This window comes from Bradyrhizobium sp. DOA9 (genome assembly GCF_000617845.2).
In the GTDB taxonomy this organism is placed as follows: Bacteria; Pseudomonadota; Alphaproteobacteria; order Rhizobiales; family Xanthobacteraceae; genus Bradyrhizobium.
The window spans coordinates 5613442-5640189 of record NZ_DF820425.1 but is presented as its reverse complement, the minus strand read 5'-3'; the positions used below and the strand labels follow the sequence as shown (position 1 = coordinate 5640189).

Below are 26748 nucleotides of genomic sequence, written 5' to 3'. Positions count from 1 at the left end.
CTCGGACTCGCAAGGAACCACCCATGCCCCGCCAACATGCCATCGAGGACTACCGTAACTTCGGTATCATGGCGCATATCGACGCCGGCAAGACCACGACCACCGAGCGCATCCTCTATTACACCGGCAAGAGCCACAAGATCGGCGAAGTGCACGAAGGTGCCGCGACGATGGACTGGATGGAGCAGGAGCAGGAGCGTGGCATCACCATCACCTCGGCTGCGACCACCGCGTTCTGGAACGGCAAGCGCCTGAACATCATCGACACGCCCGGTCACGTCGACTTCACCATCGAAGTCGAGCGTTCGCTCCGCGTGCTCGACGGCGCCGTCTGCGTGCTCGACTCCAACCAGGGCGTCGAGCCCCAGACCGAGACCGTCTGGCGCCAGGGCGACAAGTACAGGGTTCCGCGCATCGTCTTCGCCAACAAGATGGACAAGATCGGTGCCGACTTCTTCAAGTGTCTGGCGGACATCGTCGACCGCCTGGGCGCCAAGCCCGTCGCGATCCAGCTTCCGATCGGTGCCGAGAACAACTTCAAGGGTCTCGTCGACCTCGTGAAGATGAAGGGCGTCGTCTGGAACGACGAGTCGCTCGGCGCCAAGTTCGACTATGTCGACATCCCGGAAGACCTCGTCGACCAGGCCAAGGAATACCGCGAGAAGATGGTGGAAGCCGCCGTCGAGCTCGACGACGATGCCATGGCCGCCTATCTCGACGGCAAGGAGCCGGACGAGGCGACCCTGAAGCGCCTGATCCGCAAGGCGGTGCTGACCGGCGCGTTCTATCCCGTGCTGTGCGGCTCGGCCTTCAAGAACAAGGGCGTGCAGCCGCTGCTCGACGCCGTCGTCGACTACCTGCCGTCGCCGCTCGACGTGCCCGCGATCAAGGGCACCGACGACAAGGGCAACGAGGTCGTGCGCAAGGCGGACGACAAGGAGCCGCTGGCGCTGCTCGCGTTCAAGATCATGGACGACCCGTTCGTCGGCACCATCACCTTCTGCCGCATCTATTCCGGCATTCTGCAGAGCGGCACCGGCGTCGTGAACTCGACCCGAGAGAAGAAGGAGCGCATCGGGCGCATGCTGTTGATGCATGCGAACAACCGCGAGGACATCAAGGAGGCCTATGCCGGCGACATCGTCGCGCTGGCCGGCCTGAAGGAAGCGCGCACCGGTGACACGCTGTGCGATCCCGACAAGCAGGTGATCCTGGAGAAGATGGAATTCCCCGAGCCGGTCATCGAGATCGCGATCGAGCCGAAGTCCAAGGCCGACCAGGAGAAGCTGGGCGTGGCGCTGGCCAAGCTCGCCGCGGAGGATCCGTCCTTCCGCGTGTCGACCGACCACGAGTCCGGCCAGACCATCCTCAAGGGCATGGGCGAGCTCCATCTCGACATCAAGGTCGACATCCTCAAGCGCACCTACAAGGTCGACGCCAACATCGGCGCGCCGCAGGTGGCGTTCCGTGAGCGCATCACCAAGCGGGTGGAGCACAGCTACACCCACAAGAAGCAGACCGGCGGTACCGGCCAGTTCGCGGCCGTGTCGTTCATCGTCGAGCCGAACGAGCCCGGCAAGGGCTTCGAGTTCGAATCGAAGATCGTCGGCGGCGCGGTGCCGAAGGAATACATCCCCGGCGTCGAGAAGGGCCTGGAGAGCGTGCTGTCGTCCGGCGTGGTCGCGGGCTTTCCCGTGGTCGACGTCAAGGTGCAGCTGGTCGACGGCAAGTATCACGACGTCGACTCGTCGGCGCTCGCCTTCGAAATCGCCTCGCGCGCCTGCTTCCGCGAAGCGCTGCAGATGGGCAAGTCGGTCCTGCTCGAGCCGATCATGAAGGTCGAGGTGGTGACCCCGGAAGACTACACCGGCTCGGTCATCGGCGACCTGAATTCCCGGCGCGGTCAGATCCAGGGTCAGGACATGCGCGGCAACGCCAACGTCATCAACGCGATGGTGCCGCTCATGAACATGTTCGGTTACGTGAACAACCTGCGCTCGATGAGCCAGGGTCGCGCGACCTTCACCATGCAGTTCGACCACTACGCAGAAGCGCCGGCCAACGTGTCGGCAGAAGTCCAGAAGAAGTTTGCCTGATTGTCGTCGGTTGAAAGCTGACGATTGAACGGAGAGTCAAATGGCCAAAGCAAAGTTTGAACGTACCAAGCCGCACTGCAACATCGGCACCATCGGTCACGTCGACCATGGCAAGACGTCGCTGACCGCGGCGATCACCAAGGTTCTCGCCGAAGCCGGCGGTGCGACGTTCACCGCGTACGACCAGATCGACAAGGCGCCGGAAGAGAAGGCCCGCGGCATCACCATTTCGACCGCGCACGTCGAATACGAGACGCCGAACCGCCACTACGCCCACGTCGACTGCCCCGGCCACGCCGACTACGTCAAGAACATGATCACCGGCGCTGCCCAGATGGACGGCGCGATCCTGGTCGTGTCGGCCGCTGACGGCCCGATGCCGCAGACCCGCGAGCACATCCTGCTCGCCCGCCAGGTCGGCGTGCCCGCGCTCGTCGTGTTCCTCAACAAGTGCGACATGGTCGACGATCCGGAGCTGCTCGAGCTCGTCGAGCTCGAAGTCCGCGAGCTGCTCTCGAAGTACGAATTCCCCGGCGACAAGATCCCGATCATCAAGGGTTCGGCGCTGGCCGCTCTCGAAGACTCCGACAAGAAGCTCGGCCACGACGCCATCCTCGAGCTGATGAAGAACGTCGACGAGTACATCCCGCAGCCGGAGCGTCCGATCGACCAGCCGTTCCTGATGCCGGTTGAAGACGTATTCTCGATCTCGGGCCGCGGTACCGTCGTGACCGGCCGTGTCGAGCGCGGCGTCGTCAAGGTCGGCGAGGAAATCGAGATCGTCGGTCTCCGCGCCACCCAGAAGACCACCGTCACCGGCGTCGAAATGTTCCGCAAGCTGCTCGATCAGGGCCAGGCCGGCGACAACATCGGCGCGCTGCTCCGCGGCACCAAGCGCGAGGACGTCGAGCGCGGCCAGGTTCTGGCCAAGCCGGGTTCGGTCAAGCCGCACACCAAGTTCAAGGCTGAGGCCTACATCCTCACCAAGGAAGAGGGCGGTCGCCACACCCCGTTCTTCACCAACTACCGTCCGCAGTTCTACTTCCGCACCACCGACGTGACCGGTGTCGTGCACCTGCCGGAAGGCACCGAGATGGTGATGCCGGGCGACAACATCGCGATGGAAGTGCACCTGATCGTGCCGATCGCGATGGAAGAGAAGCTCCGCTTCGCGATCCGCGAGGGCGGCCGCACCGTCGGCGCCGGCGTCGTCGCCTCGATCATCGAGTAATTACGAGAAAAGGGACGGCGAGTAGCGAATGGTGACATTCGCTATTCGCTATTCGCCACCCACTGAAGAGAGACCACGGCAATGAACGGCCAAAACATTCGTATCCGTCTCAAGGCGTTCGACCATCGTATCCTCGATACGTCGACCCGCGAGATCGTGAACACGGCGAAGCGCACCGGCGCGCAGGTCCGCGGACCCATTCCGCTGCCCACCCGCATCGAGAAGTTCACCGTCAACCGTTCGCCGCACGTCGACAAGAAGAGCCGCGAACAGTTCGAGATGCGCACTCACAAGCGCCTGCTCGACATCGTCGATCCGACCCCGCAGACCGTCGATGCTCTGATGAAGCTCGACCTGGCCGCCGGTGTCGACGTCGAGATCAAGCTCTAAGATTTTGGATCCCGTTCGCCAAAAGCGGACAAAGAGAACAGGAAGCAAGCCGATGCGCTCCGGAGTGATCGCACAAAAGGTCGGGATGACGCGGGTCTTCACGGAGGCCGGCGAACATATTCCCGTGACCGTGCTGAAGCTCGGCAATTGCCAGGTCGTAGGCCACCGCACCGAAGAGAAGAACGGTTACGTCGCGCTCCAGCTCGGTTCGGGCAGCCGCAAGACCGTTTACATGCCGAAGGCCGAGCGCGGCCAGTTCGCGGTCGCCAAGGTCGAGCCGAAGCGCCGGGTCGAGGAATTCCGCGTCACCGCGGACGCCATGATCCCGGTCGGCGCCGAGATTCAGGCCGACCACTTCGTCGTCGGCCAGTTCGTCGACGTCACCGGCACCTCGGTCGGTAAGGGCTTCGCCGGCGGCATGAAGCGCTGGAACTTCGGCGGTCTGCGCGCCACGCACGGTGTGTCGATCTCGCACCGCTCGATCGGTTCGACCGGTGGCCGTCAGGATCCCGGCAAGACCTGGAAGAACAAGAAGATGCCCGGCCACATGGGTGTCGACCGCATCACCACGCTCAACCTTCGCGTCGTCCAGACCGATGTCGAGCGCGGCCTGATCCTCGTCGAAGGCGCCGTTCCCGGCTCCAAGGGCGGCTGGATCCGCGTGCGCGACGCCGTCAAGAAGCCGCTGCCGAAGGAAGCCCCGAAGCCCGGCAAGTTCAAGGTTGCTGGCGACGCGGAAGCCGCTCCGGCTGCGCAGGAGGCGTGAGATGGAATTGAAGGTCACCACCCTCGAAGGTAAGGAAGCGGGCTCCGTCCAGCTGTCCGACGCCATTTTCGGCCTCGAGCCGCGCGAGGACATCATCGCGCGCTGCGTGCAGTGGCAGCTCAACAAGCGCCAGGCCGGCACGCACAAGGCCAAGGGCCGCGCCGAGATCTGGCGCACCGGCAAGAAGATGTACAAGCAGAAGGGCACCGGCGGTGCTCGCCACGGCTCGGCCCGCGTGCCGCAGTTCCGCGGCGGCGGTCGTGCCTTCGGTCCGGTGGTGCGTTCGCACGCCACCGACCTGCCGAAGAAGGTCCGCGCGCTCGCCCTGAAGCATGCGCTCTCGGCCAAGGCCAAGGACGGCGATCTCGTCGTGATCGAGAAGGCCGCGCTCGAAGCCGCCAAGACCAAGGCGCTGCTCGGCCACTTCTCGGGCCTCGGCCTGACCAACGCGCTGATCATCGACGGCGCCGAGCTCAACAACGGCTTCGCCGCTGCGGCCCGCAACATCCCGAACATGGACGTGCTGCCGATCCAGGGCATCAACGTCTATGACATCCTGCGCCGTCAGAAGCTCGTTCTGACCAAGGCCGCCATCGATGCGCTGGAGGCGCGCTTCAAATGAGCAAGAACATCGAGCCTCGCCACTACGACGTGATCCTGTCGCCGGTCGTGACCGAAAAGGCGACGATCGCCTCGGAGCACAACAAGGTGCTGTTCAAGGTCGCCGCCAAGGCGACCAAGCCGCAGATCAAGGAAGCGATCGAGAAGCTGTTCGACGTCAAGGTCAAGAGCGTCAACACGCTGGTCCGCAAGGGCAAGGTCAAGGCCTTCCGCGGCACCATCGGCTCGCAGTCGAACAGCAAACGCGCGATCGTGACCCTCGAAGAGGGTCACCGGATCGACGTCACCACCGGTCTGTAAGGTCGTACGACGATGGCACTGAAGACATTCAATCCCACGACGCCGGGCCAGCGCCAGCTGGTCATGGTCGATCGTTCGGCCCTCTACAAGGGCAAGCCGGTCAAGGCGCTCACCGAGGGCAAGAAATCCTCGGGCGGTCGCAACAATACCGGCCGCATCACCGTTCGCTTCCGCGGCGGCGGTCATAAGCAGACGCTGCGTACCGTCGACTTCAAGCGTGAGAAGGTCGACGTGCCCGCGACCGTCGAGCGGCTGGAATATGATCCCAACCGCACCGGCTTCATCGCGCTGATCAAGTATCAGGACGGCGAGCAGGCCTACATCCTGGCGCCGCAGCGTCTGGCCGTGGGCGACACGATCATCGCCGGCAACTACGTCGACGTGAAGCCGGGCAACGTCATGCCGCTCGGCAACATGCCGGTCGGCACGATCATCCACAACATCGAGGTCAAGATCGGGAAGGGCGGCCAGCTCGCCCGTTCCGCCGGCACCTACGCCCAGCTCGTCGGCCGCGACCAGGACTACGTCATCATCCGCCTGAACTCGGGCGAGCAGCGCCTGGTGCACGGCCGTTGCCGCGGCACGATCGGCGCGGTGTCGAACCCGGATCACATGAACACCTCGATCGGCAAGGCCGGTCGCAAGCGTTGGATGGGCCGTCGTCCGCACAACCGCGGTGTTGCCATGAACCCGATCGACCATCCGCACGGCGGTGGTGAAGGTCGTACCTCGGGCGGCCGCCACCCGGTCACCCCGTGGGGCAAGCCGACCAAGGGCAAGAAGACCCGCACCAACAAGTCGACCAACAAATTCATTCTCCTAAGCCGCCACAAGCGGAAGAAGTAAGGAACGCCGGACATGGTTCGTTCAGTCTGGAAAGGCCCGTTCGTCGAGGGTTCTCTGCTCAAGAAGGCAGATGCCGCGCGCGCGTCCGGCCGTCACGACGTCATCAAGATCTGGAGCCGCCGCTCGACGATCCTGCCGCAATTCGTCGGCCTGACCTTCGGCGTCTACAACGGCCAGAAGCACGTGCCGGTGGCCGTGAACGAGGAAATGGTCGGTCACAAGTTCGGCGAGTTCTCGCCGACCCGGACCTTCCATGGCCACTCCGGCGACAAGAAAGCCAAGAAGGCTTGAGGATTAAACGATGAGCAAACCTAAGCGCGAACGGAGCCTCGCCGAGAACGAGGCCAAGGCGGTCGCCCGGATGCTGCGGGTGAGCCCGCAGAAGCTCAACCTGGTCGCCCAGCTCATTCGCGGCCGGAAGGCGTCTGCCGCGCTCGCCGACCTGCAGTTTTCGCGCAAGCGGATCGCGGTCGACGTGAAGAAGTGCCTGGAATCGGCGATCGCCAACGCCGAGAACAACCACGACCTCGACGTCGACGATCTCGTCGTGGCGCAGGCCTTCGTCGGCAACGGCCTCGTGATGAAGCGTTTCGCCGCCCGCGGCCGCGGCCGCTCGGGTCGTGTCTACAAACCGTTTTCGCAGCTGACGATCATCGTTCGTCAGGTCGAAGCTGAAGCCGCCGCTTAAGGGCGCAGGAGAACACGATGGGTCAAAAGATCAATCCGATCGGTCTGCGCCTCGGCATCAACCGGACCTGGGATTCCCGCTGGTTCGCCGGCAAGCAGGAATACGGCAAGCTGCTGCACGAGGACGTCAAGATTCGCGAGATCCTGCACAAGGAGCTCAAGCAGGCGGCCGTCGCCCGCATCGTGATCGAGCGTCCGCACAAGAAGTGCCGCGTCACCATCCACTCGGCCCGTCCGGGCGTGGTGATCGGCAAGAAGGGCGCCGACATCGACAAGCTGCGCAAGCGGGTGGCCGACATCACCTCGTCCGACGTCGTCATCAACATCGTCGAGATCCGCAAGCCGGAGCTCGATGCGACGCTGGTGGCGGAATCGATCGCGCAGCAGCTCGAGCGCCGCGTGGCGTTCCGCCGTGCCATGAAGCGCGCCGTGCAGTCGGCGATGCGTCTCGGTGCGGAAGGCATCCGCATCAACTGCTCGGGACGTCTGGGCGGCGCGGAAATCGCGCGCATGGAGTGGTACCGCGAAGGCCGCGTGCCGCTGCACACGCTGCGTGCCGACATCGACTACGGCGTTGCGACCGCGTTCACGACCTTCGGCACCTGCGGCGTCAAGGTCTGGATCTTCAAGGGCGAGATCCTCGAGCACGATCCGATGGCCCAGGACAAGAGAATGGCCGAAGGCGAGACCGGCGGCAGTGGCGATCGCGGTGGCCGTCAGCGCCGCGAGACGGCCGCAGCCTAAAGCCAGACAGGAATTTGAGGGCTCAAAGCCATGATGCAACCTAAGAAAACGAAGTTCCGGAAGGCGCACAAGGGCCGCATCCACGGCGTCGCGTCTTCGGGCGCGACGTTGGCGTTCGGCCAGTTCGGCCTGAAGGCGACCGAGCCTGAGCGCGTCACCGCGCGCCAGATCGAAGCCGCCCGCCGCGCGCTGACCCGCCACATGAAGCGCGCCGGCCGCGTCTGGATTCGCGTGTTCCCGGACGTTCCGGTGTCGAAGAAGCCGGCCGAGGTCCGCATGGGCTCCGGCAAGGGTTCGCCGGAATTGTGGGTGGCGCGCGTCAAGCCGGGCCGGGTGCTGTTCGAGATCGACGGCGTCAACACCCAGACGGCGCGTGAAGCGCTGACCCTGGCGGCCGCCAAGCTGCCGATCAAGACGCGCTTCGTCGAGCGCATTGCGGAGTAATGGCCATGGCACAGATGAAGATCGAAGACATCCGCGCGATGAGCCCCGACCAGCAGGATGAGGCCATCCTCAACCTGAAGAAGGAGCGCTTCAACCTGCGCTTCCAGCGCGCCACCGGGCAGCTCGAGAACACCTCGCGCCTGCGCGAGGCCCGCCGTGACATCGCCCGGATCAAGACCATCGCCGCGCAGACGCGCGCGAAGAAGAAGTAAGAGGCTTACGAAGATGCCGAAACGTACTTTGCAGGGCGTGGTCGTCAGCGACAAGCAAGCCAAGACCATCGTGGTGCGCGTGGACCGCCGCTTCACGCACCCGATCTACAAGAAGACGATCCGCCGTTCGAAGAACTACCACGCGCACGACGAGAGCAACCAGTTCAAGCCGGGCGACATGGTGTGGATCGAGGAAACCAAGCCGATCTCGAAGTTGAAGCGCTGGGTCGTGATCCGGGGCGAACACAAGAAAAGCGCCTGATCTGTTGGCTTTAGCCGACTGACTTCAGGGAAATGTTGAGCGCCGGCTGGGCTGGCGCAAAGAGAAAGAGGACGAGGTGCATCAATGATTCAGATGCAGACCAACCTCGACGTGGCCGACAATTCTGGCGCACGCCGTGTCATGTGTATCAAGGTGCTCGGGGGCTCCAAGCGCCGCTACGCCACGATCGGCGACATCATCGTCGTGTCGATCAAGGAAGCGATTCCGCGTGGCAAGGTGAAGAAGGGCGACGTGATGAAGGCCGTCGTGGTGCGCGTCCGCAAGGACATCCGCCGCGCCGACGGCTCGGTCATCCGCTTCGACCGCAACGCCGCCGTGCTGATCAACAACCAGTCCGAGCCGGTCGGCACCCGTATCTTCGGGCCCGTGCCGCGCGAGCTGCGCGCCAAGAACCACATGAAGATCATCTCGCTCGCGCCGGAGGTGCTGTGATGGCTGCGAAGATCCGCAAGGGCGACAAGGTCGTCGTGCTGACCGGTCGCGACAAGGGCCGCACCGGCGAAGTGTTCGAGGTTCGCCCCGACGCCGGCACCGCGCTGGTGCGCGGCATCAACATGGTCAAGCGTCACCAGAAGCAGACGCAGGCCCAGGAGGGCGGCATCATCTCGAAAGAGGCGCCGATCCAACTGTCCAACATCGCGTATGTCGGCAAGGACGGAAAGCCGACGCGCGTCGGATTCAAGATTCTGGCGGACGGCAAGAAGGTCCGCATCGCCAAGAGCTCGGGAGCTGAGATCGATGGCTGAGGCCGCTTACACCCCGCGCCTGCGCGCGGAATACGATGCGAAGATCCGCACGGCTCTGACCGAGAAGTTCGGTTACGAGAACGTCATGCAGGTTCCGCGCCTGGACAAGGTCGTGCTCAACATGGGCGTTGGCGATTCCGTCAACGACCGCAAGAAGGCCGAGACCGCCGCTGCCGAATTGACCCAGATCGCCGGCCAGAAGGCGATCGTGACCTATTCGCGCATCGCGATCGCGACCTTCAAGCTGCGTGAGAACCAGCCGATCGGCTGCAAGGTCACGTTGCGCAAGGCCCGCATGTACGAGTTCATCGATCGCCTGGTGAACGTGGCGCTGCCGCGCGTGCGCGACTTCCGCGGCTTGAACCCGAAGAGCTTCGACGGCCGCGGCAACTACTCGCTCGGCATCAAGGAGCACATCATTTTCCCCGAGATCGACTTCGACAAGGTCACGGAAGCCCGCGGTATGGACATCACCGTCTGCACCACGGCCAAGACCGACGAAGAGGCGAGGGCCTTGTTGACCGCTTTCAATTTCCCGTTCCGGCAGTGAGACGCTGACTTAGAGCCTCTCAAACGCGGATACCCAGGAGCCAAGCATGGCAAAGAAGAGTTCAGTCGAGAAGAACAACCGGCGCAAGCGGATGGTGAAGAACGCCGCCGCCAAGCGCGAGCGGTTGAAGGCGATCATCGCCGACAAGACCCTGCCGATGGAGGAGCGGTTCGCCGCGACCCTGAAGCTGGCGGAAATGCCACGCAACTCGTCGGCGACCCGCATCCGCCTGCGTTGCGAGCTGTCGGGCCGTCCGCGCTCGAACTACCGCAAGAACAAGCTGTCCCGTATCGCGCTACGCGACCTTGGCTCCAAGGGCATGGTCCCGGGCCTCGTGAAGTCCAGCTGGTAAGGAGGGTCGTTTAGATGTCTACGCACGATCCAATCAGCGATCTGATCACCCGTATCCGCAACGCGCAGATGCGTTCGAAGACCAAGGTCTCCACGCCCGGCTCGAAGATGCGCGAGAATGTGCTCGAGGTTCTGAAGGCCGAGGGCTACATCCGCGGTTACGCCACGCTCGAGCACTCCTCGGGCCGCAGCGAGATCGAGATCGAGCTGAAGTATTTCGACGGCGAGCCCGTCATCCGCGAGATCGAGCGCGTTTCCAAGCCGGGGCGGCGCGTCTACGCCTCGGTGAAGAACCTGCCGCGGGTGAATAACGGTCTCGGCATTTCGGTGTTGTCGACGCCGAAGGGGATCATGGCCGACCACAGCGCGCGCGACGCGAATGTGGGCGGTGAAGTCCTCTTCACGGTGTTCTGAGAAGGATTTTTCATCCATGTCACGTGTTGGCAAAAGACCTGTGGCGGTTCCGTCGGGTGTGACCGCGACCGTCGATGGGCAGACCGTCAAGATGAAGGGCCCGAAGGGCCAGCTTCAGTTCGTCGTCCATGACGACGTCGAGGTGAAGCTCGAGAACGGCCAGGTAAAGGTGAACCCGCGGGTCGAGACCAATCGCGCGCGGGCGCTCTACGGCACCGCTCGCGCCCAGGTCGCGAATCTGGTCGAAGGCGTCACCAAGGGTTTCGAGAAGAAGCTCGAGATCACCGGCGTCGGCTACCGCGCCGCGATGCAGGGCAAGAACCTGCAGCTCGCGCTCGGCTACAGCCATGACGTGATCTATCCGATCCCGGAAGGCATCACGATCGCCGTGCCGAAGCCCACCGAAATCACGGTGTCGGGCAGCGACATTCAGCGCGTCGGCCAGGTTGCCGCCGAGATCCGCTCCTATCGTCCGCCGGAGCCCTACAAGGGCAAGGGCGTGAAGTATGTGGGCGAGTTCATCTTCCGCAAGGAAGGCAAGAAGAAGTAACGGAGCCGGTCATGTCCAAAGCCAAGGTTACGAATGCCCGGCGCAAGCGGAGTGTGCGGCTGAAGCTGCGCCGTTCCGCCGGCGGCCGCCCGCGCCTGTCGGTGTTCCGCTCGTCCAAGCACATCTACGCCCAGGTCATCGACGACCTGAAGGGCGAGACGCTGGCCTCTGCCTCCTCGCTGGAGAAGGCGATGCGCGACGGCGGCAAGACCGGCGCCGATATCGATGCGGCGAAAGCGGTCGGCAAGCTGCTGGCTGAGCGCGCTGCAGAGAAGGGTGTCAAGGAAGTCGTGTTCGATCGCGGCAGCTATCTCTATCACGGGCGCGTCAAGGCTCTTGCCGATGCTGCGCGTGAGAGCGGGCTGAGCTTCTAACGGAATTTGAGGATTGAGGCGTAAGCCTCTGAAGGATTAGAAAAATGGCAGAACGCGAACAACGTGGTGGACGCGATCAACGCGGCGGCGGACGTGAACGCAGGGAGCGCGAGGAGCGCGACAGCGAGTTCGTCGACAAGCTCGTCCACATCAACCGCGTGGCCAAGGTCGTCAAGGGCGGCAAGCGCTTCGGTTTCGCAGCGCTGGTCGTGATCGGCGACCAGAAGGGCCGCGCCGGCTTCGGTCACGGCAAGGCGCGCGAAGTGCCCGAGGCGATCCGCAAGGCGACCGAGTCCGCCAAGCGCAACCTGACCCGGGTGTCGCTGCGCGAGGGCCGCACGCTCCATCACGACATCGCCGGCCGTCATGGCGCGGGCCGAGTCTATCTGCGTGCAGCTCCGGCCGGTACCGGCATCATCGCCGGCGGTCCGATGCGCGCCGTGTTCGAGACGCTCGGCGTCCAGGACGTGGTGGCGAAGTCGATCGGCTCGTCGAACCCGTACAACATGGTGCGCGCCACCTTCGACGCGCTGAAGCACCAGGATTCGCCGCGTTCGGTCGCAGCCCGCCGCAACATCAAGGTGTCCACTCTGCAGTCGCGCCGTATCGGTGGCGATGCCGAGGCGGCTGCCGACTAACGGAAGCTTCGGAGTAGACTCCCATGGCCAAGGCCGCAAAGACGATCAAGGTCGAGCAGACCGGCAGCGCGATCCGCCGCCATCACTCGCAGCGCTCGACCCTGATCGGGCTCAAGCTCAACAAGATCGGCCGCACCAGCGAACTGCCGGATACTCCGGCAGTCCGCGGCATGATCGAGAAGGTTCACCATCTCGTCCGCATCATCGACGAGAAGTAAGCAAAGGCGGGCGGTCCCGGAAAGCCGGAAGCGGTTTTCGGTGAAGATCGTGCGCAAGACACAAGGAGAAGGGCGATGAAGCTCAGCGATATCGCCGACAACGCCGGCTCGCGCAAGAAGCGTATGCGCGTCGGCCGCGGCATCGGTTCCGGCAAGGGCAAGCAGTCCGGCCGCGGCGGCAAGGGCCAGACCGCGCGTTCGGGCGTGCGCATCAAGGGTTTCGAAGGCGGCCAGATGCCGATGCATCGCCGTCTGCCCAAGCGCGGCTTCAACAACATCTTCCGCGTCGAGTTCGCCGAGATCAATCTCGACCGGCTCCAGGAAGCGGTCGATGCCAAGAAGATCGACGCCGGCAGCGTCGTCAACGTCGAGGCCCTGGTGAAGGGCGGCGTGCTGCGCCGCGCCAAGGCCGGCCTGCGGCTGCTCGGCCGTGGCGAGCTCAAGTCCAAGCTCAACATCGAGGTGCACGGCGCCAGCAAGACCGCGATCGCGGCGGTCGAGAAGGCCGGCGGCTCGGTGAAGATCCTCGCCCAGCCCAAGGAAGAAGGCGAGGCGGCGTAACAACTGCGTCATTGGCCCGCGGCGCGCGGGCCTTTACGCATGCGGGACGTGGACTTATCGAAGCCGAGCCCCAGATAATGTCCGGCGTCCGCTAAACTAGCCCGGCCGCGGGCATGACGGCGCAACAGGCGGCGGGAGAAAGTCCAAGATGGTCTCTGCAGCGGAACAACTGGCAGCCAATCTCAATTTCGGCGCGTTTGCCAAGGCCGACGAACTGAAGAAGCGCATCTGGTTCACGCTGGGTGCGCTGCTCGTTTATCGGCTCGGGACCTACATCCCGCTGCCGGGCATCGATCCCAATATCTGGGAGCAGGTGTTCCGCTCGCAGGCGGGCGGTATCCTCGGCATGTTCAACATGTTCGCCGGCGGCGGCATTCACCGCATGGCGATCTTCGCGCTGAACATCATGCCGTACATCTCGGCCTCGATCATCATCCAGCTCCTCACCACCGTCTCGCCGCAGCTCGAGGCGCTGAAGAAGGAAGGCGAGGCCGGCCGCAAGACGCTGAACCAGTACACGCGCTATCTGACCGTCATCCTGGCCCTGTTTCAGTCCTACGGCATCGCCGTCGGCCTTGAGGGATCAGGTGGCGGCGTCGTCGCCGACCCCGGCATGTTCTTCCGCCTGTCCACGGCGATCACGCTGACCGGCGGCACCATGTTCCTGATGTGGCTCGGCGAGCAGATCACCTCGCGCGGCATCGGCAACGGCATTTCGCTGATCATTCTCGCCGGCATCGTCGCCGAGCTGCCCGCGGCGCTCGCCGGCATGCTCGAGCTCGGCCGTCAGGGCGCGATGTCGACCGGCCTGATCCTGGTCGTCATCATCATGGCCGTCGTCGTCATCGCCTTCATCGTCTTCATGGAGCGCGCCCAGCGCCGCCTCTTGATCCAGTATCCGAAGCGCCAGGTCGGCAACAAGATGTTCGAGGGCCAGTCCTCGCATCTGCCGCTCAAGCTCAACACCTCCGGCGTGATCCCGCCGATCTTCGCGTCCTCGCTGCTCCTCTTGCCGACCACGGTTGCGAACTTCAACACGGGCAGCGGGCCGGAATGGTTCCAGTGGATCACCACCCAGCTCGGCCATGGCCGTCCGCTGTTCCTGATCATGTATCTGGCGCTGATCGTGTTCTTCGCTTTTTTCTACACCGCGATCGTGTTCAACCCGACCGAGACCGCGGACAACCTGAAGAAGCACGGCGGCTTCATTCCGGGCATCCGCCCGGGCGAACGCACCGCGGAATACATCGACTACGTGCTGTCGCGCATCACCGTGCTGGGTGCGGTCTATCTCGCCATCGTCTGCTTGATCCCGGAAATCCTGATCTCCTACGCCTCGGTGCCGTTCTATTTCGGCGGCACCTCGCTGCTGATCGTCGTCAGCGTCACCATGGACACGGTGGCGCAGGTGCAAGGCTATCTGCTGGCGCACCAGTACGAAGGCCTGATCCGCAAATCGAAGCTGCGGGGCCGCCGTAGATGAGCAGGGAGCTCGCGCGCCGAATCGCTTTCACGATTGGCGCGCTGCTCCTTTTCAGGCTCGGAGCGCAGATCCCGATTCCGGGACTGGACCTCCCCGACGTCTCGCCGACACGGGATCTCGTCTCCCGGCTTTCGATCTTTGCGCTCGGCCTCATTCCCTATCTGACAGCGGCAATCTTCGTCCGGCTGCTGGCCGTGGTGTGGCGCGGCCTGAATTCGCTCGAACGGTCGGGCGAGGGTGGACGGCGCAAGATCGCGCGTGCCACGCTCGGGCTCACACTCGCACTTGCGGCCTTTCAGGCCCACGGCATCGCCTCGGCACTGACGTCGATCCCGGGCCTCGTCAAGAACCCCGACGGCTGGTTCGTGACGACGGCTACGGCCTCGATGGTCGGCGGCGTCTTCGTGCTGGTGTGGCTCGGCGAACAGATGACCCGCTACGGCATCGGCAATGGCTTGGCGCTGATCTTGAGCGCCGGCTTCATCGTCGCCATTCCGGAAAACATTGCCGGTGTCGCGGATCTCGTGCGGCGCGGGGTGATCTCGGGCAATCTCGTGCTCGGCCATGTCGTGTTCTGGATCGTGTCCGTCGTCGTGATCGTGCTTGTCGAAGGCGCGCGGCGAAATATCCGGGTCCAGTTCGCCGCATGCAGCGTCGGTACGCGGCAACTGCCCGAGCGCGATGCAATGCTGCCGATCAAGCTCAACAGCGCCGGGTTCCTGATTCCAGTCACCGTAGCGCCGCGGATTTTCTATCTGCCGCTTGCCTTTGCGGGCTTCATCCTGGGAGGCGATCATCCCCTGGTCGCCGCAGCCTACCGGAATCTCCAGCTGGGGCAGCCGGCGCACGTCATCCTCGTGTCGATCGCCGTGTTCGTGCTCGCCCTCGTCTATACCGCCTATGTCGTCGATCCCGAACACACGGCCCGATCCCTGGCGGATCGTGGCGGCACCGTTCCCGGTGTCGCTCCGGGTGAAGCCACGGCCGACTATCTCGATCGCGTCGTGTCATTGACGACAGTCGTCGGAGCCGTCTACCTGACGGCGTTGCAGTTGATTCCGGAGGTCTTCGAGCTTTACGGGATCGGGCTGCCTTATAGTATGGTCGTCAATGGTGGTGCAGCGCTGGTTGTGGTTTGCACCGCTCTTGATATCAAAGCACAGGTGCGCGACGTATCGCTCACCAAGCCGGGGGGCGTACGCCGATGAGAATTATACTTCTGGGACCGCCGGGGTCGGGCAAAGGGACTCAGGCCCAGCTCCTGGTGCAGCGCTATGGCATCGTCCAGCTTTCGACCGGCGAGATGCTGCGTGCCGCGGTTGCGGCCGGCACCCCGGTCGGGCTGAAGGCCAAGGAGATCATGGCCAGCGGCGGCCTCGTGCCCGATGACGTCGTGGTCGGAATCATTTCCGACCGCATCGACCAGCCGGACGCCAGGAACGGTTTCATCCTCGACGGTTTCCCCCGAACCGTGCCGCAGGCCGAGGCGCTGGACGAGCTGCTCAAGCACAAGCATCTCAAGCTCGACGCCGTGATCGAGCTCCGGGTCAATGAGAGCGCGCTCCTGAGCCGCGTCGAGACCCGCGTCGCCCAGATGCGGGAGCGCGGCGAGGAGGTCCGGCTCGACGACACCCCGGAGGTCCTGACCAAGCGGCTGGCCAGCTACCGCAGCCAGACGGAACCGCTGATTCACTACTATTCCGAGCGTCGGAAGCTCTCGACCATCGACGGCATGATGGCCATCGACGAGGTCACCCGCGCCATTCACCGCCAGCTCCTGGCGCTTGGGGCGGTCGAGCCCAAGAGCCATGGCAAGCCGCATGCCCGGAGCGCCGCCAAGGCGGCCCCGGCCAAGAAGGCCAAGGCGGGGAAGAAATCGGCCAAAAAACCCTCAAAGGCGACTAAAAAGCCCGCCAAATCGGCCAAAACCGCCAAAAAGGCAGCCAAGAAGACGGTCAAAAAAGCAGCCAAAAAGACCGTCAAGAAAGCCGCCAAGAATGGTGCCAAGAAGGCCGCAAAAAAGGTCACGAAAAAGCGAGCCAAGCGCTAGCGGCGGTTGACGAAAGCCCCTGGAATCCCCTAATAAGCCCCGCATCCAAGTCGGATAGTTTCAGACGATGCCGGGCCCCAGGAAGACCGGGGGTGGGCGTCGTGTTCGCGTTTGTGAACACCTGCCCGAGAAAGCAAGCACATAAAGCCCGATTCCTGACGAGGGATCGGCAACAGGAGAGAAGGCCGTGGCCCGTATTGCCGGCGTGAACATTCCCACCAACAAGCGCGTGCTGATCGCGCTCCAGTACATCCATGGCATCGGCCAGAAGATCGCTGGTGAGATCCTCGAGAAAGTGAAGATCCCCGTGGATCGTCGCGTTAATCAGCTCAGCGACGCCGAAGTGCTCCAGATCCGCGAAGTGATCGACCGCGACTATCTCGTCGAGGGCGACCTGCGTCGTGAGGTCGGCATCAACATCAAGCGTCTGATGGACCTCGGCTGCTATCGCGGCCTGCGTCATCGTCGCGGTCTGCCGGTGCGCGGTCAGCGGACCCACACCAATGCGCGCACGCGCAAGGGCCCGGCCAAGGCCATCGCCGGCAAGAAGAAGTAAGTTTTCGAATCTAGTCGCGGCGTGCGGCGAACAGGGATGACCCGTTCGCTGCGCGCTTTTCGTTCCACAGGTGTAGCCGCTGGCATTACGGCGGCGTTTGAGATCTTCAGGAAAGGGACTCAATGGGCAAGGAAGCCACCCGCGTTCGTCGTCGTGAGCGCAAGAACATCGCCTCCGGCGTCGCGCATGTGAACTCGTCGTTCAACAACACGACCATCACCATCACCGACGCGCAGGGCAACACCATCGCCTGGTCTTCGGCCGGCACGATGGGCTTCAAGGGCTCGCGCAAGTCGACCCCGTACGCCGCGCAGGTTGCCGCCGAGGACGTGTCCAAGAAGGCGCAGGAGCACGGCATGCGCACGCTGGAAGTCGAGGTCGCCGGTCCCGGTTCGGGCCGCGAATCGGCGCTCCGCGCGCTCCAGGCCGCCGGCTTCACCGTCACCTCGATCCGAGACGTGACCACGATCCCGCACAACGGTTGCCGTCCGCGCAAGCGTCGTCGCGTCTGATTTTTGACGAGCTGCGGGCGCATCGGCGCCCGCAGTGACTTTGCAAGAAGCCGCGGGAATGATCTGCGGCCTTTCTCCAACGCCAGTATTTGCACCGTCAAATTGACTGGCCTGTATGGGTGAAACAGTGACGATCCAGAAAAATTGGCAAGAACTGATTCGGCCGAACAAGCTCCAGGTCACGCCCGGCAGCGATCCCTCGCGTTTCGCGACCATCGTCGCCGAGCCGCTCGAGCGTGGCTTCGGCCAGACCCTCGGCAATGCGCTGCGCCGCATCCTGCTCTCCTCGCTCCAGGGCGCGGCGGTGCAGTCGGTGCACATCGACGGCGTGCTGCACGAGTTCTCCTCGATCGCGGGCGTCCGTGAGGACGTCACCGACATCGTGCTGAACATCAAGGACATCTCGATCAAGATGCAGGGCGAAGGCCCCAAGCGCATGGTCGTGAAGAAGCAGGGCCCCGGCGTCGTCACCGCCGGTGACATCCAGACCGTCGGCGACGTGGTCGTGCTGAACCCCGATCTGCAGATCTGCACGCTCGACGAGGGCGCCGAGATCCGCATGGAGTTCACGGTCTCGACCGGCAAGGGCTACGTGCCTGCCGAGCGCAACCGTCCCGAGGACGCGCCGATCGGCCTGATCCCGGTCGACAGCCTGTACTCGCCGGTCCGCAAGGTCTCCTACAAGGTCGAGAACACCCGCGAGGGCCAGATCCTCGACTACGACAAACTGACCATGACGATCGAAACCAACGGCGCGATCACGCCGGATGATTCGGTGGCCTATGCCGCCCGCATCCTGCAGGACCAGCTCAACGTGTTCGTCAACTTCGAAGAGCCGCGCAAGGAAGTCGCCCAGGAGATCATCCCGGACCTCGCCTTCAACCCGGCCTTCCTCAAGAAGGTGGACGAGCTCGAGCTGTCGGTGCGTTCGGCCAACTGCCTGAAGAACGACAACATCGTCTACATCGGCGACCTCGTGCAGAAGAGCGAGGCGGAAATGCTCCGCACCCCGAACTTCGGCCGCAAGTCGCTGAACGAGATCAAGGAAGTGCTGGCTCAGATGGGTCTGCATCTCGGCATGGAAGTGCCGGGCTGGCCGCCGGAGAACATCGACGAGCTCGCCAAGCGTTTCGAGGATCACTACTGAGCGAATGGCGAGGTGGGAGTGGCGAATAGGGGAAGACCTGTTCGCTACTCACCATTCGCCACTCGCGACCTAGGGCGAACGCAGGAAGCCCACCTGAAAACCAGTCGCTGAACCTCCGCGACACAATCGAAGAAGGACTACCCAAATGCGTCACGGCAAGGTTCATCGGAAGCTCAACCGCACGGCCGAGCACCGCAAGGCGATGTTCGCCAACATGGCGGCCGCGCTGATCAAGCACGAGCAGATCGTCACCACGCTGCCCAAGGCCAAGGAGCTCCGCCCGATCGTCGAGAAGCTCGTTACCCTCGGCAAGAAGGGCGGCCTGTCGCTGCGCCGCCAGGCCATCTCCGAGCTGCGCGACGTCGACATGGTCAAGAAGCTGTTCGACACGCTGGCGACCCGCTACAAGGACCGCCAGGGCGGCTACACCCGCATCATCAAGGCCGGCTTCCGCTACGGCGACAACGCCGCGATGGCCGTGATCGAGTTCGTCGATCGCGATGTCGATGCCAAGGGCCAGGATTCCGGCCCGGTGCAGGAGAAGGAAGCCGAGGCGGCGTAAGCCCGATCGGCATGACGTTTCAAAAGCGGCGCCCTTGGCGCCGCTTTTTTGTTGCGCAGGGACGGTAGGGTGGCCAAAGGCGCGCTCTTCGCGCGCCGTACCCACCATTCACGATCCTCACGCGTCAGTGAGTCCTGATTGCAGATGAGGGAGCTGCTTCCGATATCTCCATCCACATCCATGGAGATCCCGCATGAAGATCGACCTGTCCGGAAAGACCGCCCTCGTCACCGGCTCGACCGCCGGCATCGGCCACGCCATCGCCAGGGGCCTCGCCGCCTCGGGCGCCAGCGTCGTCGTCAACGGCCGCGGTCAGGACAAGGTCGATGCGGCGGTACGCAAGCTGGAAGGGACGGGCGCCAAGGTCCGCGGGATCGCGGCGGACGTCTCGACCGCGGCAGGCTGCAAGGCGCTGGTTGCGGCGCTGCCCGAGGTCGACATCCTCATCAACAATGCCGGCATCTTCGAGCCCAAGGAATTCTTCGACATCCCCGACGAGGACTGGACCCGCTTCTTCGAGGTCAATGTCATGAGCGGCGTGCGGCTGTCGCGGGCCTATATGAAGGGCATGCTCGCGCGCAATTGGGGCCGCATCGTCTTCATCTCCTCGGAATCCGGGCTCAACATTCCCGTCGAGATGATCCACTACGGCATGACCAAGACGGCCCAGCTCTCGGTCGCGCGCGGCCTGGCGCAGCTCACCGCCGGCACCGCCGTCACCGTCAATTCCGTGCTGCCGGGCCCGACCATGTCGGAAGGCGTCGAGACCTTCGTCAAGGATCTCGCTCGGCAGAACGGCCAGTCCGTGGACGAAGCCGCCGCCAACTTCGTCAAGCAGCATCGCCCGAGCTCGCTGCTGCAGCGCTTCGCCAGCGTCGACGAGATCGCCAACATGGTGGTCTACGTTTCGTCGAAGGAGGCGTCCGCGACCAACGGAGCGGCGCTGCGGGCGGAGGGCGGCATCGTCAACACGATCGCCTGAGGCGAGGCGCTGAAATCGTAGGGCGGGTTAGCCGTGCAGATGCGCGAAGCGCTTCTGCTCGGCGTAACCCACCACCTTCGTCATCGCGGGAAATGAAGAGATGGGTTACGCTATGCGAACTGCGCTTCGCGCAGCCGCAAGGCTAACCCACCCGACGCACCGAGGCCTTCGCCTACCACCCCTCCAGCACGATCTTGCCGCGCGACTTGCCGCTCTCCAGCAGCGCATGCGCGCGCTTGAGGTTGGCGGCGTTGATCGTGCCGAAGGTCTGGTCCAGCGTGGTGCGCAACACGCCTTTGTCGATGAGGTCGGCGATGTCATTGAGCAGATGATGCTGCGCGATCATGTCAGGGGTCTGGAACGAGGAGCGCGTGAACATCGATTCCCAATGCACCGAGATCGCCTTGCCCTTGAATGCGGCAACCGTGAACTCCGGGGGATCGTCGATCAGGCCGAACTTGCCCTGCGGTGCCATGAATTCCGCAATCGCCTTGTAGTGCTGGTCGGTGAAGGTCAGGCTGGCGACCAGCGCGACCGGCGGCAGCTTCAGTCTCTCGATCTGCTCCTTCATCGGCTTGCCATGGTCGATCACTGCATGCGCGCCGAGATCGAGGCACCATTTTTGCGAGTCCGGCCGCGTGGCGGTGGCGAGCACCGTGAGGCCGGTGAGGCGGCGGGCGAGCTGGATCAGGATCGAGCCGACGCCGCCGGCGCCGCCCGTGATCAGCAGCGTGCGAGGATCGACGCTCTTGCCCGGCACGGCACCGAGACGGTCGAACAGCAATTCCCAGGCCGTGATGGAGGTGAGGGGAAGGGCGGCAGCTTGCGCGAACGACAGGCTCTTCGGCTTGTTGCCGACGATGCGTTCGTCGACCAGGTGAAATTCGGCGTTGGTGCCCTGGCGCAGGATCGAGCCGGCGTAGAACACTTCGTCGCCCGGCTTGAACAGCGTGACCTCGGGCCCGACCGCATCGACCACGCCGGCCGCGTCATAGCCGAGGATTTTCGTTTCGCCCTCGGGCGGCGCGGCGCGCTTGCGCACCTTGTAGTCGACCGGATTGGCCGAGATCGCTTTCACCGCGACACGGATGTCGCGCCCCTTGGGCTCGGGCTTTGCGGTCTCGAAATCGATCAGTGACTCCGCATCCTCGATCGGAAGCGATTTCTTGTAGCCGACGGCCTTCATGGCTTGTCTCCATCAGATGGCTTGGTTCGCCCGCCGCCCTAACTGTCGCTCTGGCTCCGATTTGGCAAGTACTGTAAATTCGGGGATATAGTCTCTGTTTGGATACTATTGGGAAAACCCGCATGAAACGCCACAATTTCGCCCGCCGTCCCGGCTGCTCGGTCGAGGCGACGCTGGACCTGATCGACGGCAAGTGGAAGGGCGTGATCCTCTACCACCTGCAGAGCGGCACCCAGCGCTTCGGCGAATTGCGCCGCCGGATGCCCGGCATCACCCAGCGCATGCTGACGAAGCAGCTGCGCGCGCTGGAGGAAGACAAGCTCGTCATCCGCAAGGTCTATGCCGAGGTGCCGCCGCGCGTGGAGTATTGCCTGTCCGAATTGGGCGAGAGCCTGAGGCCCGTGATCGACATCCTGAAGGCCTGGGGCGAGAGCCATCAGGAGCGGCTGTCCTGCGCGCCGCCGCCCGTTGTCGTGAAGAAGAAGCGCGCGGCGTGATCGTTCGGGAGTGGATGCTGCCGCTCCCGAACGACCTCGCTCTTAGAACGCGAACTGCGTGCGCATCGCGACGGCGTCGAACTTCGAGCCGACGTCTGCGGTCGAGACCGGCGAGGCCTGCCGCGACACCGTGCCGTGCAGATAGTCCAGCATGAAGCGCACGTTGCCGTTGACGTACCAGTTGAGCGCGAGCGTATAGACGGTCTGCCGGCCGCCTGCGACGCCGCTCGCCGTGGCGAGCTGATCGTTGAGGTCGATCGTCGAGAAGCGCCCTGCGATCTCCCACGCGCCCCAGCCTCCGCCGTCGAGCGAGAACGGATGCGCCGGCTTGACGCCGCTATAGGCCGCGTTCGCCGCATTGTAGGAACGGCCTTCGCCGGTCAGCACATAGCCGGCCTGCGCGTAGCCGCCCTGGAATTTAAGGCTCGGTGCGCCCACCAGCGGAACAGCGGTGTTGGCGGTGCGATCGACATTGTACCAGAAATACTCGCCCTGGACGATGAACGGGCCGTAGGTCGCCGCCGCCTCGACGCTGTAGACCTGCGCGCCCGAGGCATTGGCGATCGCACCGGTCGAGATCAGCGTGGTCGGATCGAGCCGCAATTCCGGACGATCGCTGAGCGTGACCGTCTGGGTGTTGGCGATCAGATTGCGCGGCGGCTGGATCAGCCATTGCGCGTTGGCGCCGATATGCACCGAGTAGTCCTTGGTGCTGATCGGATTGCCGGCCACGCGCGCCACGGCGCCATATTGCTCGCTGGTGCCCGCCGGCGCCGCGCTCGAGGCGGAATGGATCGCACCGGTCGAGGGCCCCGTGACATAGCCGCCGATCCAGAGCTGGTCGCTATACCAGCGCGCACCGGCTGCGGAACGGAAATCGCCGGCGGCGATGTTGGTCGCGATCACGCCGGGCGAGGCGCGCTCCATGAACATGATGTCGTTCGAGCTCGTGGCTTCATCCATGGTGTAGGGCAGGTCCATGATGCCGGCCTCGATCGCCATCTTGCCGCCGAACGGCTTCAGGCCGGTATAGCTGATATAGGCGTTCTCGACGCCGGAGACGCCGCCGCCGGGCAGCGATCCCGGCGCTGTGCCGCCAAATCCGTCGGACGAACCGCCGAAATCGTAGACAAGCGCAAAATTCCAATCGTGGAAGAACTTGCCGGTGACACCGATGCGCGCGCGGCGGACATTCTGGCCGCTATCGAGCTTTTGCGGCACGGTGGCCGCGGTGTTGGGTCGATAGTCATAGCCGCCGACATCCCAATGCAGGCGGCTGGTGATGGCGACGCAGTTGGCCTGGTCGGCGGTGCAGATCGTCGGCCGGTTGTTCGGCATCGTCACGACGACGCCTGACGCCGGCGCCGGCCCCTTGACGGGGATTGTCGCGTTGGCATTGGCCACCGCGGCCTTTGCCTCCGCGCGCGCCTCGGCTTTGGCCTCAGCCTTGGCTTCGACTTTCGCCTTTGCTGCGGCGGCCGTGTTCGCCGCGGTCTGGCTCTGCAGCTTGTCGAGCTTCTGCTCGAGCATCTTCAGCTGCTGCTTCAGCAGCGCGATCTCCTGCTCGCTGCTGCTGGCCGATTGGGCCTGGGCCTGAGAGGCCGCCAGCGCGCCGGCGAGACCAATCGCGGTGGCCGCCATTCTTGCTCTGCTCACGTTACGCTCCATTTTGACTGTTTTCCCCAAGCCGCGAACGGAGAGCCTAGGTGTGATCGATGACTGCCCCGCGACGCTTCGATCGGTTGCGTGGGTTCCCACTGATGCAAATTCGCCGCAACCGAATCCGCTTCACACCACCATGCAAGATGACGCACATCATGCCAATCCGCCGTCCGGGCAAATTGCCGATTCGCACGGCAGGCTTGCGCGCCGGACACGGCAGCGCGGGGGCCAATATTGCCCTCCGGCGCCCTTCTATTGGGGGGAGAACGCGCCTATATTCCGGCGTCTTTTCCAAGAGGTAGGAATGTTTCGAGCGACCTGGACTGCCGTCATCACGGCGCTGTGCGTAGCCTTTTCGGCCACCTTCAATCCGACTGCTGCGCAGGACCGTCGAGTCCCGTCGTCGCCGGCCGAATTGCGGATGTCCTATGCGCCGATCGTGCAGCGGGTGCAGCCGGCGGTCGTCAACGTCTATGCCGCAAAGGTGGTGCAGAACCGCAATCCGCTGCTGGACGATCCGATCTTCCGCCGCTTCTTCGGCGTACCGGGCCAGCAGCCCGAGCAGATGCAGCGCTCGCTCGGCTCCGGCGTCATCGTCGATGCCTCCGGCCTCGTCGTCACCAACGTTCACGTCATCGAGGGCGCCGACCAGGTGAAGGTGTCGCTGTCGGACAAGCGTGAGTTCGAGGCCGAGATCTTGCTCAAGGATTCCCGGACCGATCTCGCCGTGCTGCGCCTGAAGGACAGCAAGGAGAAGTTCCCGACGCTCGACTTTACCAATTCCGATGAGCTCCTGGTTGGCGACATCGTGCTCGCGATCGGCAATCCCTTCGGCGTCGGCCAGACCGTGACCCACGGCATCATTTCGGCGCTGGCGCGCACGCAAGTCGGCATCACCGATTATCAGTTCTTCATCCAGACCGATGCGGCGATCAATCCGGGCAATTCCGGCGGCGCGCTGGTCGACATGGGCGGCAAGCTCGCCGGCATCAATACCGCGATCTATTCGCGCTCCGGCGGCTCGCAAGGAATCGGCTTTGCGATTCCCGCCAACATGGTGCGCGTCGTCGTCGCCTCCGCCAAGAGCGGCGGCAAGGCGGTGAAGCGGCCTTGGCTGGGAGCAAAATTGCAGGCGGTGACGCCCGAGATCGCAGAGAGCCTCGGCATGCGTTCGCCGACCGGTGCGCTGGTCGCGAGCGTGGTGTCGAACGGTCCGGCGGCGAAAGCCGGCCTGAAATCCTCCGATCTCATCACCGGAATCGACGGCCAGACCGTGGACGATCCGAACGCCTTCGACTATCGCTTCGCAACTCGTCCGCTCGGCGGCACCGCCCAGCTCGACGTGCAGCGCGGCGGCAAGTCGGTGAAGCTCACGGTGGCGCTGGAGACCGCGCCCGACACCGGACGCAACGAGATCGTCGTCACCGCACGCTCGCCGTTCCAGGGCGCGAAGGTTTCCACCATCACGCCGGCCGTCGCCGACGAGCTGCGTCTGGACGCCGATACCGAAGGTGTCGTGATCACCGATATCGGCGGCGATAGCGCGGCTGCGAGTGTCGGCTTCCAGAAGGGCGACATCATCCTGGCCGTCAACAATCAGAAGATCAGCAAGACCGGCGACCTCGAGAAGGCCGCGGGCGAGCGGGCACGGATCTGGCGCATCACGCTGGTGCGCGGCGGCCAGCAGATCAACGTCACGCTGGGCGGATGAGTCCGAAGCGACCACAGGAGACGCCGACGCTCTTTGCCGCGGCGGGGCTCGATCACGATGCTCCGCATCCGCTGCCGGACCGGCTGCGCCCGCGCACGCTCTCCGAAGTCGTCGGCCAGGACCACATCCTCGGCCCCGATGGTGCGCTGACGCGCATGCTGGAGACGCGCACGCTGGGATCGCTGGTGTTCTGGGGTCCGCCCGGCACCGGCAAGACCACGGTGGCGCGGCTCCTGGCTGATGCCACCGATCTGCATTTCGAGCAGATCTCTGCGGTATTCTCCGGCGTCGCCGACCTCAAGAAGGCGTTCGATGCCGCGCGCGCCCGCCGCGAGATGGGTAAGGGCACGCTGCTGTTCGTCGATGAGGTGCACAGGTTCAACCGCGCCCAGCAGGACTCCTTTCTGCCCGTGATGGAGGACGGCACGGTCGTCATGGTCGGCGCCACCACCGAGAATCCGTCGTTCGAGCTCAACGCGGCGTTGCTCTCGCGTGCGCGCGTGCTGGTGTTTCGATCGCTCGATGCCGCCGCGATCGAAAAGCTGTTCGCCCATGCTGAAGCCGTCGAGGGCAGGAAGCTGCCGCTCGATGCGGAGGCGCGCGCGGTGCTGGTGCGCATGGCCGACGGCGATGGCCGTGCGTCGTTGACGCTCGCCGAAGAGGTCTGGCGTTCGGCGCGGACGGACGAGATCTTCAATGCCGCGCAGTTGCAGGAGATCCTGCAACGCCGCGCGCCGATTTACGACAAATCGGCTGACGGCCATTACAATCTGATCTCGGCGCTGCATAAATCGGTGCGCGGCTCCGATCCCGATGCCGCGCTTTATTATCTCGCGCGCATGCTGGACGCCGGCGAGGACCCGCTGTTCCTGGCCCGCCGCGTCGTGCGCATGGCGGTCGAGGACATCGGGCTGGCCGATCCGCAGGCGCTCGTCATCGCCAATGCGGCGAAAGACGCCTTCGACTTCCTCGGCCATCCCGAGGGCGAGCTCGCCATCGCGCAGGCCGTGGTCTATCTCGCCACCGCGCCGAAATCGAACGCGGTCTACACCGCCTTCGGCTCGGCGATGCAGGTGGCCAAGCAGGCCGGTTCGCTGCTGCCCCCGAAGCACATCCTCAATTCTCCGACCAAGCTGATGAAGTCGGAAGGTTACGGCTCCGGCTACGCATACGACCACGACGCGCCGGACGCTTTCTCCGGCCAGGACTACTTCCCGGAGGCCCTGGGCCGCCAGACCTTCTACGACCCGCCCGAGCGCGGCTTCGAGCGCGAGATCCGGAAGCGGCTGGATTACTGGGCCAAGCTAAGGAAGGAGCGGGGCGGCTCGGGCTAGAAACGGCCATTTCGTCGTGACGGAAGACCGCTTTTAGGGTACGC

Annotated in this window: 36 protein-coding genes; 34 read left to right on the top strand and 2 right to left on the bottom strand. The window is 64.3% G+C overall.

Going from position 1 to position 26748, the window contains the following annotated elements:
- The first annotated feature begins 23 nt into the window (after window positions 1–23).
- The 31 genes from fusA to BDOA9_RS26460 all read left to right on the top strand — a co-directional run bounded on the left by fusA (window position 24) and on the right by BDOA9_RS26460 (window position 20314).
- Window positions 24–2096 carry an elongation factor G gene (gene fusA, locus BDOA9_RS26610; protein ID WP_025036995.1) on the top strand — a complete coding sequence of 691 codons (2073 nt, stop codon included), beginning with the start codon at window positions 24–26 and terminating at the stop codon, window positions 2094–2096.
- Between the two features lie 40 nt (window positions 2097–2136).
- Window positions 2137–3327: an elongation factor Tu gene (tuf, locus tag BDOA9_RS26605; RefSeq protein WP_025036994.1), complete on the top strand. Its 1191-nt coding sequence runs from the start codon at window positions 2137–2139 to the stop codon at window positions 3325–3327.
- Window positions 3328–3408: 81 nt separating this feature from the next.
- Window positions 3409–3717 carry a 30S ribosomal protein S10 gene (rpsJ, locus tag BDOA9_RS26600; protein WP_002712302.1) on the top strand — a complete coding sequence of 103 codons (309 nt, stop codon included), beginning with the start codon at window positions 3409–3411 and terminating at the stop codon, window positions 3715–3717.
- A gap of 52 nt (window positions 3718–3769) precedes the next feature.
- A complete protein-coding gene (gene rplC, locus BDOA9_RS26595) occupies window positions 3770–4483 on the top strand; it encodes a 50S ribosomal protein L3 (RefSeq protein ID WP_025036993.1) in 714 nt (237 codons plus the stop codon).
- 1 nt (window position 4484) lies between these two features.
- Window positions 4485–5105 (top strand): 50S ribosomal protein L4, encoded by a 621-nt coding sequence (gene rplD / locus BDOA9_RS26590; RefSeq protein ID WP_018647243.1) that lies wholly within the window; start codon window positions 4485–4487, stop codon window positions 5103–5105.
- A complete protein-coding gene (locus BDOA9_RS26585) occupies window positions 5102–5404 on the top strand; it encodes a 50S ribosomal protein L23 (protein ID WP_025036992.1) in 303 nt (100 codons plus the stop codon). Before rplD ends, BDOA9_RS26585 begins: the two co-directional genes overlap by 4 nt.
- Window positions 5405–5416: 12 nt before the next feature.
- Window positions 5417–6250, top strand: coding sequence for a 50S ribosomal protein L2 (rplB, locus tag BDOA9_RS26580; RefSeq protein WP_025036991.1), 834 nt, complete (start codon window positions 5417–5419; stop codon window positions 6248–6250).
- Window positions 6251–6262: 12 nt separating this feature from the next.
- Complete coding sequence (rpsS, locus tag BDOA9_RS26575; RefSeq protein ID WP_008136357.1) at window positions 6263–6541, top strand: 30S ribosomal protein S19; 279 nt, start codon at window positions 6263–6265, stop codon at window positions 6539–6541.
- 10 nt (window positions 6542–6551) lie between these two features.
- The gene (rplV, locus tag BDOA9_RS26570; protein ID WP_024342451.1) at window positions 6552–6938 is read left to right on the top strand and encodes a 50S ribosomal protein L22; all 387 of its coding nucleotides are present in this window, start codon (window positions 6552–6554) and stop codon (window positions 6936–6938) included.
- Window positions 6939–6955: 17 nt separating this feature from the next.
- Window positions 6956–7681 carry a 30S ribosomal protein S3 gene (gene rpsC / locus BDOA9_RS26565; RefSeq protein ID WP_036011029.1) on the top strand — a complete coding sequence of 242 codons (726 nt, stop codon included), beginning with the start codon at window positions 6956–6958 and terminating at the stop codon, window positions 7679–7681.
- Window positions 7682–7711: 30 nt separating this feature from the next.
- Window positions 7712–8125, top strand: coding sequence for a 50S ribosomal protein L16 (gene rplP / locus BDOA9_RS26560; protein WP_008136349.1), 414 nt, complete (start codon window positions 7712–7714; stop codon window positions 8123–8125).
- 5 nt (window positions 8126–8130) lie between these two features.
- The gene (gene rpmC, locus BDOA9_RS26555) at window positions 8131–8337 is read left to right on the top strand and encodes a 50S ribosomal protein L29 (RefSeq protein ID WP_025036989.1); all 207 of its coding nucleotides are present in this window, start codon (window positions 8131–8133) and stop codon (window positions 8335–8337) included.
- Between the two features lie 13 nt (window positions 8338–8350).
- Window positions 8351–8599, top strand: a complete 249-nt coding sequence (gene rpsQ / locus BDOA9_RS26550; protein ID WP_024342452.1) for a 30S ribosomal protein S17 — start codon at window positions 8351–8353, stop codon at window positions 8597–8599.
- Between the two features lie 84 nt (window positions 8600–8683).
- Window positions 8684–9052 (top strand): 50S ribosomal protein L14, encoded by a 369-nt coding sequence (gene rplN / locus BDOA9_RS26545; RefSeq protein ID WP_007603030.1) that lies wholly within the window; start codon window positions 8684–8686, stop codon window positions 9050–9052.
- Window positions 9052–9366 carry a 50S ribosomal protein L24 gene (rplX, locus tag BDOA9_RS26540; protein ID WP_011088142.1) on the top strand — a complete coding sequence of 105 codons (315 nt, stop codon included), beginning with the start codon at window positions 9052–9054 and terminating at the stop codon, window positions 9364–9366. Before rplN ends, rplX begins: the two co-directional genes overlap by 1 nt.
- Entirely contained in the window at window positions 9359–9916 is a 558-nt protein-coding gene (gene rplE / locus BDOA9_RS26535; RefSeq protein ID WP_025036988.1) for a 50S ribosomal protein L5, read from the top strand. The genes rplX and rplE overlap by 8 nt, the downstream gene beginning before the upstream one ends.
- A 46-nt stretch (window positions 9917–9962) precedes the next feature.
- Window positions 9963–10268 (top strand): 30S ribosomal protein S14, encoded by a 306-nt coding sequence (gene rpsN / locus BDOA9_RS26530; RefSeq protein WP_024342455.1) that lies wholly within the window; start codon window positions 9963–9965, stop codon window positions 10266–10268.
- Window positions 10269–10282: 14 nt separating this feature from the next.
- Window positions 10283–10681, top strand: a complete 399-nt coding sequence (gene rpsH / locus BDOA9_RS26525) for a 30S ribosomal protein S8 (protein ID WP_024342456.1) — start codon at window positions 10283–10285, stop codon at window positions 10679–10681.
- A 16-nt stretch (window positions 10682–10697) separates the two neighbouring features.
- The gene (rplF, locus tag BDOA9_RS26520; protein WP_025036987.1) at window positions 10698–11231 is read left to right on the top strand and encodes a 50S ribosomal protein L6; all 534 of its coding nucleotides are present in this window, start codon (window positions 10698–10700) and stop codon (window positions 11229–11231) included.
- A gap of 11 nt (window positions 11232–11242) precedes the next feature.
- Complete coding sequence (gene rplR / locus BDOA9_RS26515; RefSeq protein ID WP_025036986.1) at window positions 11243–11605, top strand: 50S ribosomal protein L18; 363 nt, start codon at window positions 11243–11245, stop codon at window positions 11603–11605.
- 44 nt (window positions 11606–11649) lie between these two features.
- Window positions 11650–12243, top strand: coding sequence for a 30S ribosomal protein S5 (rpsE, locus tag BDOA9_RS26510; protein WP_025036985.1), 594 nt, complete (start codon window positions 11650–11652; stop codon window positions 12241–12243).
- A 23-nt stretch (window positions 12244–12266) separates the two neighbouring features.
- The gene (gene rpmD / locus BDOA9_RS26505) at window positions 12267–12461 is read left to right on the top strand and encodes a 50S ribosomal protein L30 (protein WP_025036984.1); all 195 of its coding nucleotides are present in this window, start codon (window positions 12267–12269) and stop codon (window positions 12459–12461) included.
- 75 nt (window positions 12462–12536) lie between these two features.
- Window positions 12537–13022: a 50S ribosomal protein L15 gene (gene rplO / locus BDOA9_RS26500; protein WP_025036983.1), complete on the top strand. Its 486-nt coding sequence runs from the start codon at window positions 12537–12539 to the stop codon at window positions 13020–13022.
- Window positions 13023–13170: 148 nt separating this feature from the next.
- Window positions 13171–14505 carry a preprotein translocase subunit SecY gene (gene secY, locus BDOA9_RS26495; RefSeq protein ID WP_025036982.1) on the top strand — a complete coding sequence of 445 codons (1335 nt, stop codon included), beginning with the start codon at window positions 13171–13173 and terminating at the stop codon, window positions 14503–14505.
- Window positions 14502–15713 carry a preprotein translocase subunit SecY gene (locus BDOA9_RS26490; RefSeq protein ID WP_025036981.1) on the top strand — a complete coding sequence of 404 codons (1212 nt, stop codon included), beginning with the start codon at window positions 14502–14504 and terminating at the stop codon, window positions 15711–15713. The genes secY and BDOA9_RS26490 overlap by 4 nt, the downstream gene beginning before the upstream one ends.
- Window positions 15710–16555, top strand: a complete 846-nt coding sequence (locus BDOA9_RS26485; RefSeq protein WP_025036980.1) for an adenylate kinase — start codon at window positions 15710–15712, stop codon at window positions 16553–16555. Before BDOA9_RS26490 ends, BDOA9_RS26485 begins: the two co-directional genes overlap by 4 nt.
- A gap of 187 nt (window positions 16556–16742) precedes the next feature.
- On the top strand, window positions 16743–17111 hold the full coding sequence (rpsM, locus tag BDOA9_RS26480) for a 30S ribosomal protein S13 (RefSeq protein ID WP_008549231.1): 369 nt from the start codon (window positions 16743–16745) through the stop codon (window positions 17109–17111).
- 122 nt (window positions 17112–17233) lie between these two features.
- Window positions 17234–17623, top strand: a complete 390-nt coding sequence (gene rpsK / locus BDOA9_RS26475; protein ID WP_007603045.1) for a 30S ribosomal protein S11 — start codon at window positions 17234–17236, stop codon at window positions 17621–17623.
- 115 nt (window positions 17624–17738) lie between these two features.
- Window positions 17739–18770 (top strand): DNA-directed RNA polymerase subunit alpha, encoded by a 1032-nt coding sequence (locus tag BDOA9_RS26470; protein WP_029674561.1) that lies wholly within the window; start codon window positions 17739–17741, stop codon window positions 18768–18770.
- 145 nt (window positions 18771–18915) lie between these two features.
- On the top strand, window positions 18916–19332 hold the full coding sequence (rplQ, locus tag BDOA9_RS26465; protein WP_025036979.1) for a 50S ribosomal protein L17: 417 nt from the start codon (window positions 18916–18918) through the stop codon (window positions 19330–19332).
- Window positions 19333–19525: 193 nt separating this feature from the next.
- On the top strand, window positions 19526–20314 hold the full coding sequence (locus BDOA9_RS26460) for an SDR family NAD(P)-dependent oxidoreductase (RefSeq protein ID WP_025036978.1): 789 nt from the start codon (window positions 19526–19528) through the stop codon (window positions 20312–20314).
- Window positions 20315–20486: 172 nt separating this feature from the next.
- Here BDOA9_RS26460 and BDOA9_RS26455 read toward each other — a convergent pair whose 3' ends face one another.
- On the bottom strand, window positions 20487–21500 hold the full coding sequence (locus BDOA9_RS26455; RefSeq protein WP_025036977.1) for a zinc-binding alcohol dehydrogenase family protein: 1014 nt from the start codon (window positions 21498–21500) through the stop codon (window positions 20487–20489).
- A 122-nt stretch (window positions 21501–21622) separates the two neighbouring features.
- Here BDOA9_RS26455 and BDOA9_RS26450 point away from each other — a divergent pair, with 122 nt between their 5' ends.
- Window positions 21623–21997, top strand: a complete 375-nt coding sequence (locus BDOA9_RS26450; RefSeq protein WP_025036976.1) for a winged helix-turn-helix transcriptional regulator — start codon at window positions 21623–21625, stop codon at window positions 21995–21997.
- Window positions 21998–22039: 42 nt separating this feature from the next.
- Here the strand turns inward: BDOA9_RS26450 and BDOA9_RS26445 are convergent, their stop codons facing one another.
- Window positions 22040–23653, bottom strand: a complete 1614-nt coding sequence (locus BDOA9_RS26445; protein WP_025036975.1) for an OprO/OprP family phosphate-selective porin — start codon at window positions 23651–23653, stop codon at window positions 22040–22042.
- 310 nt (window positions 23654–23963) lie between these two features.
- Between BDOA9_RS26445 and BDOA9_RS26440 the strand changes: the two genes are divergently transcribed.
- Together BDOA9_RS26440 and BDOA9_RS26435 are read left to right on the top strand one after the other, a co-directional pair.
- A complete protein-coding gene (locus BDOA9_RS26440) occupies window positions 23964–25370 on the top strand; it encodes a DegQ family serine endoprotease (protein WP_025036974.1) in 1407 nt (468 codons plus the stop codon).
- Window positions 25367–26704 (top strand): replication-associated recombination protein A, encoded by a 1338-nt coding sequence (locus BDOA9_RS26435; RefSeq protein WP_025036973.1) that lies wholly within the window; start codon window positions 25367–25369, stop codon window positions 26702–26704. Before BDOA9_RS26440 ends, BDOA9_RS26435 begins: the two co-directional genes overlap by 4 nt.
- Window positions 26705–26748 lie beyond the last annotated feature (44 nt).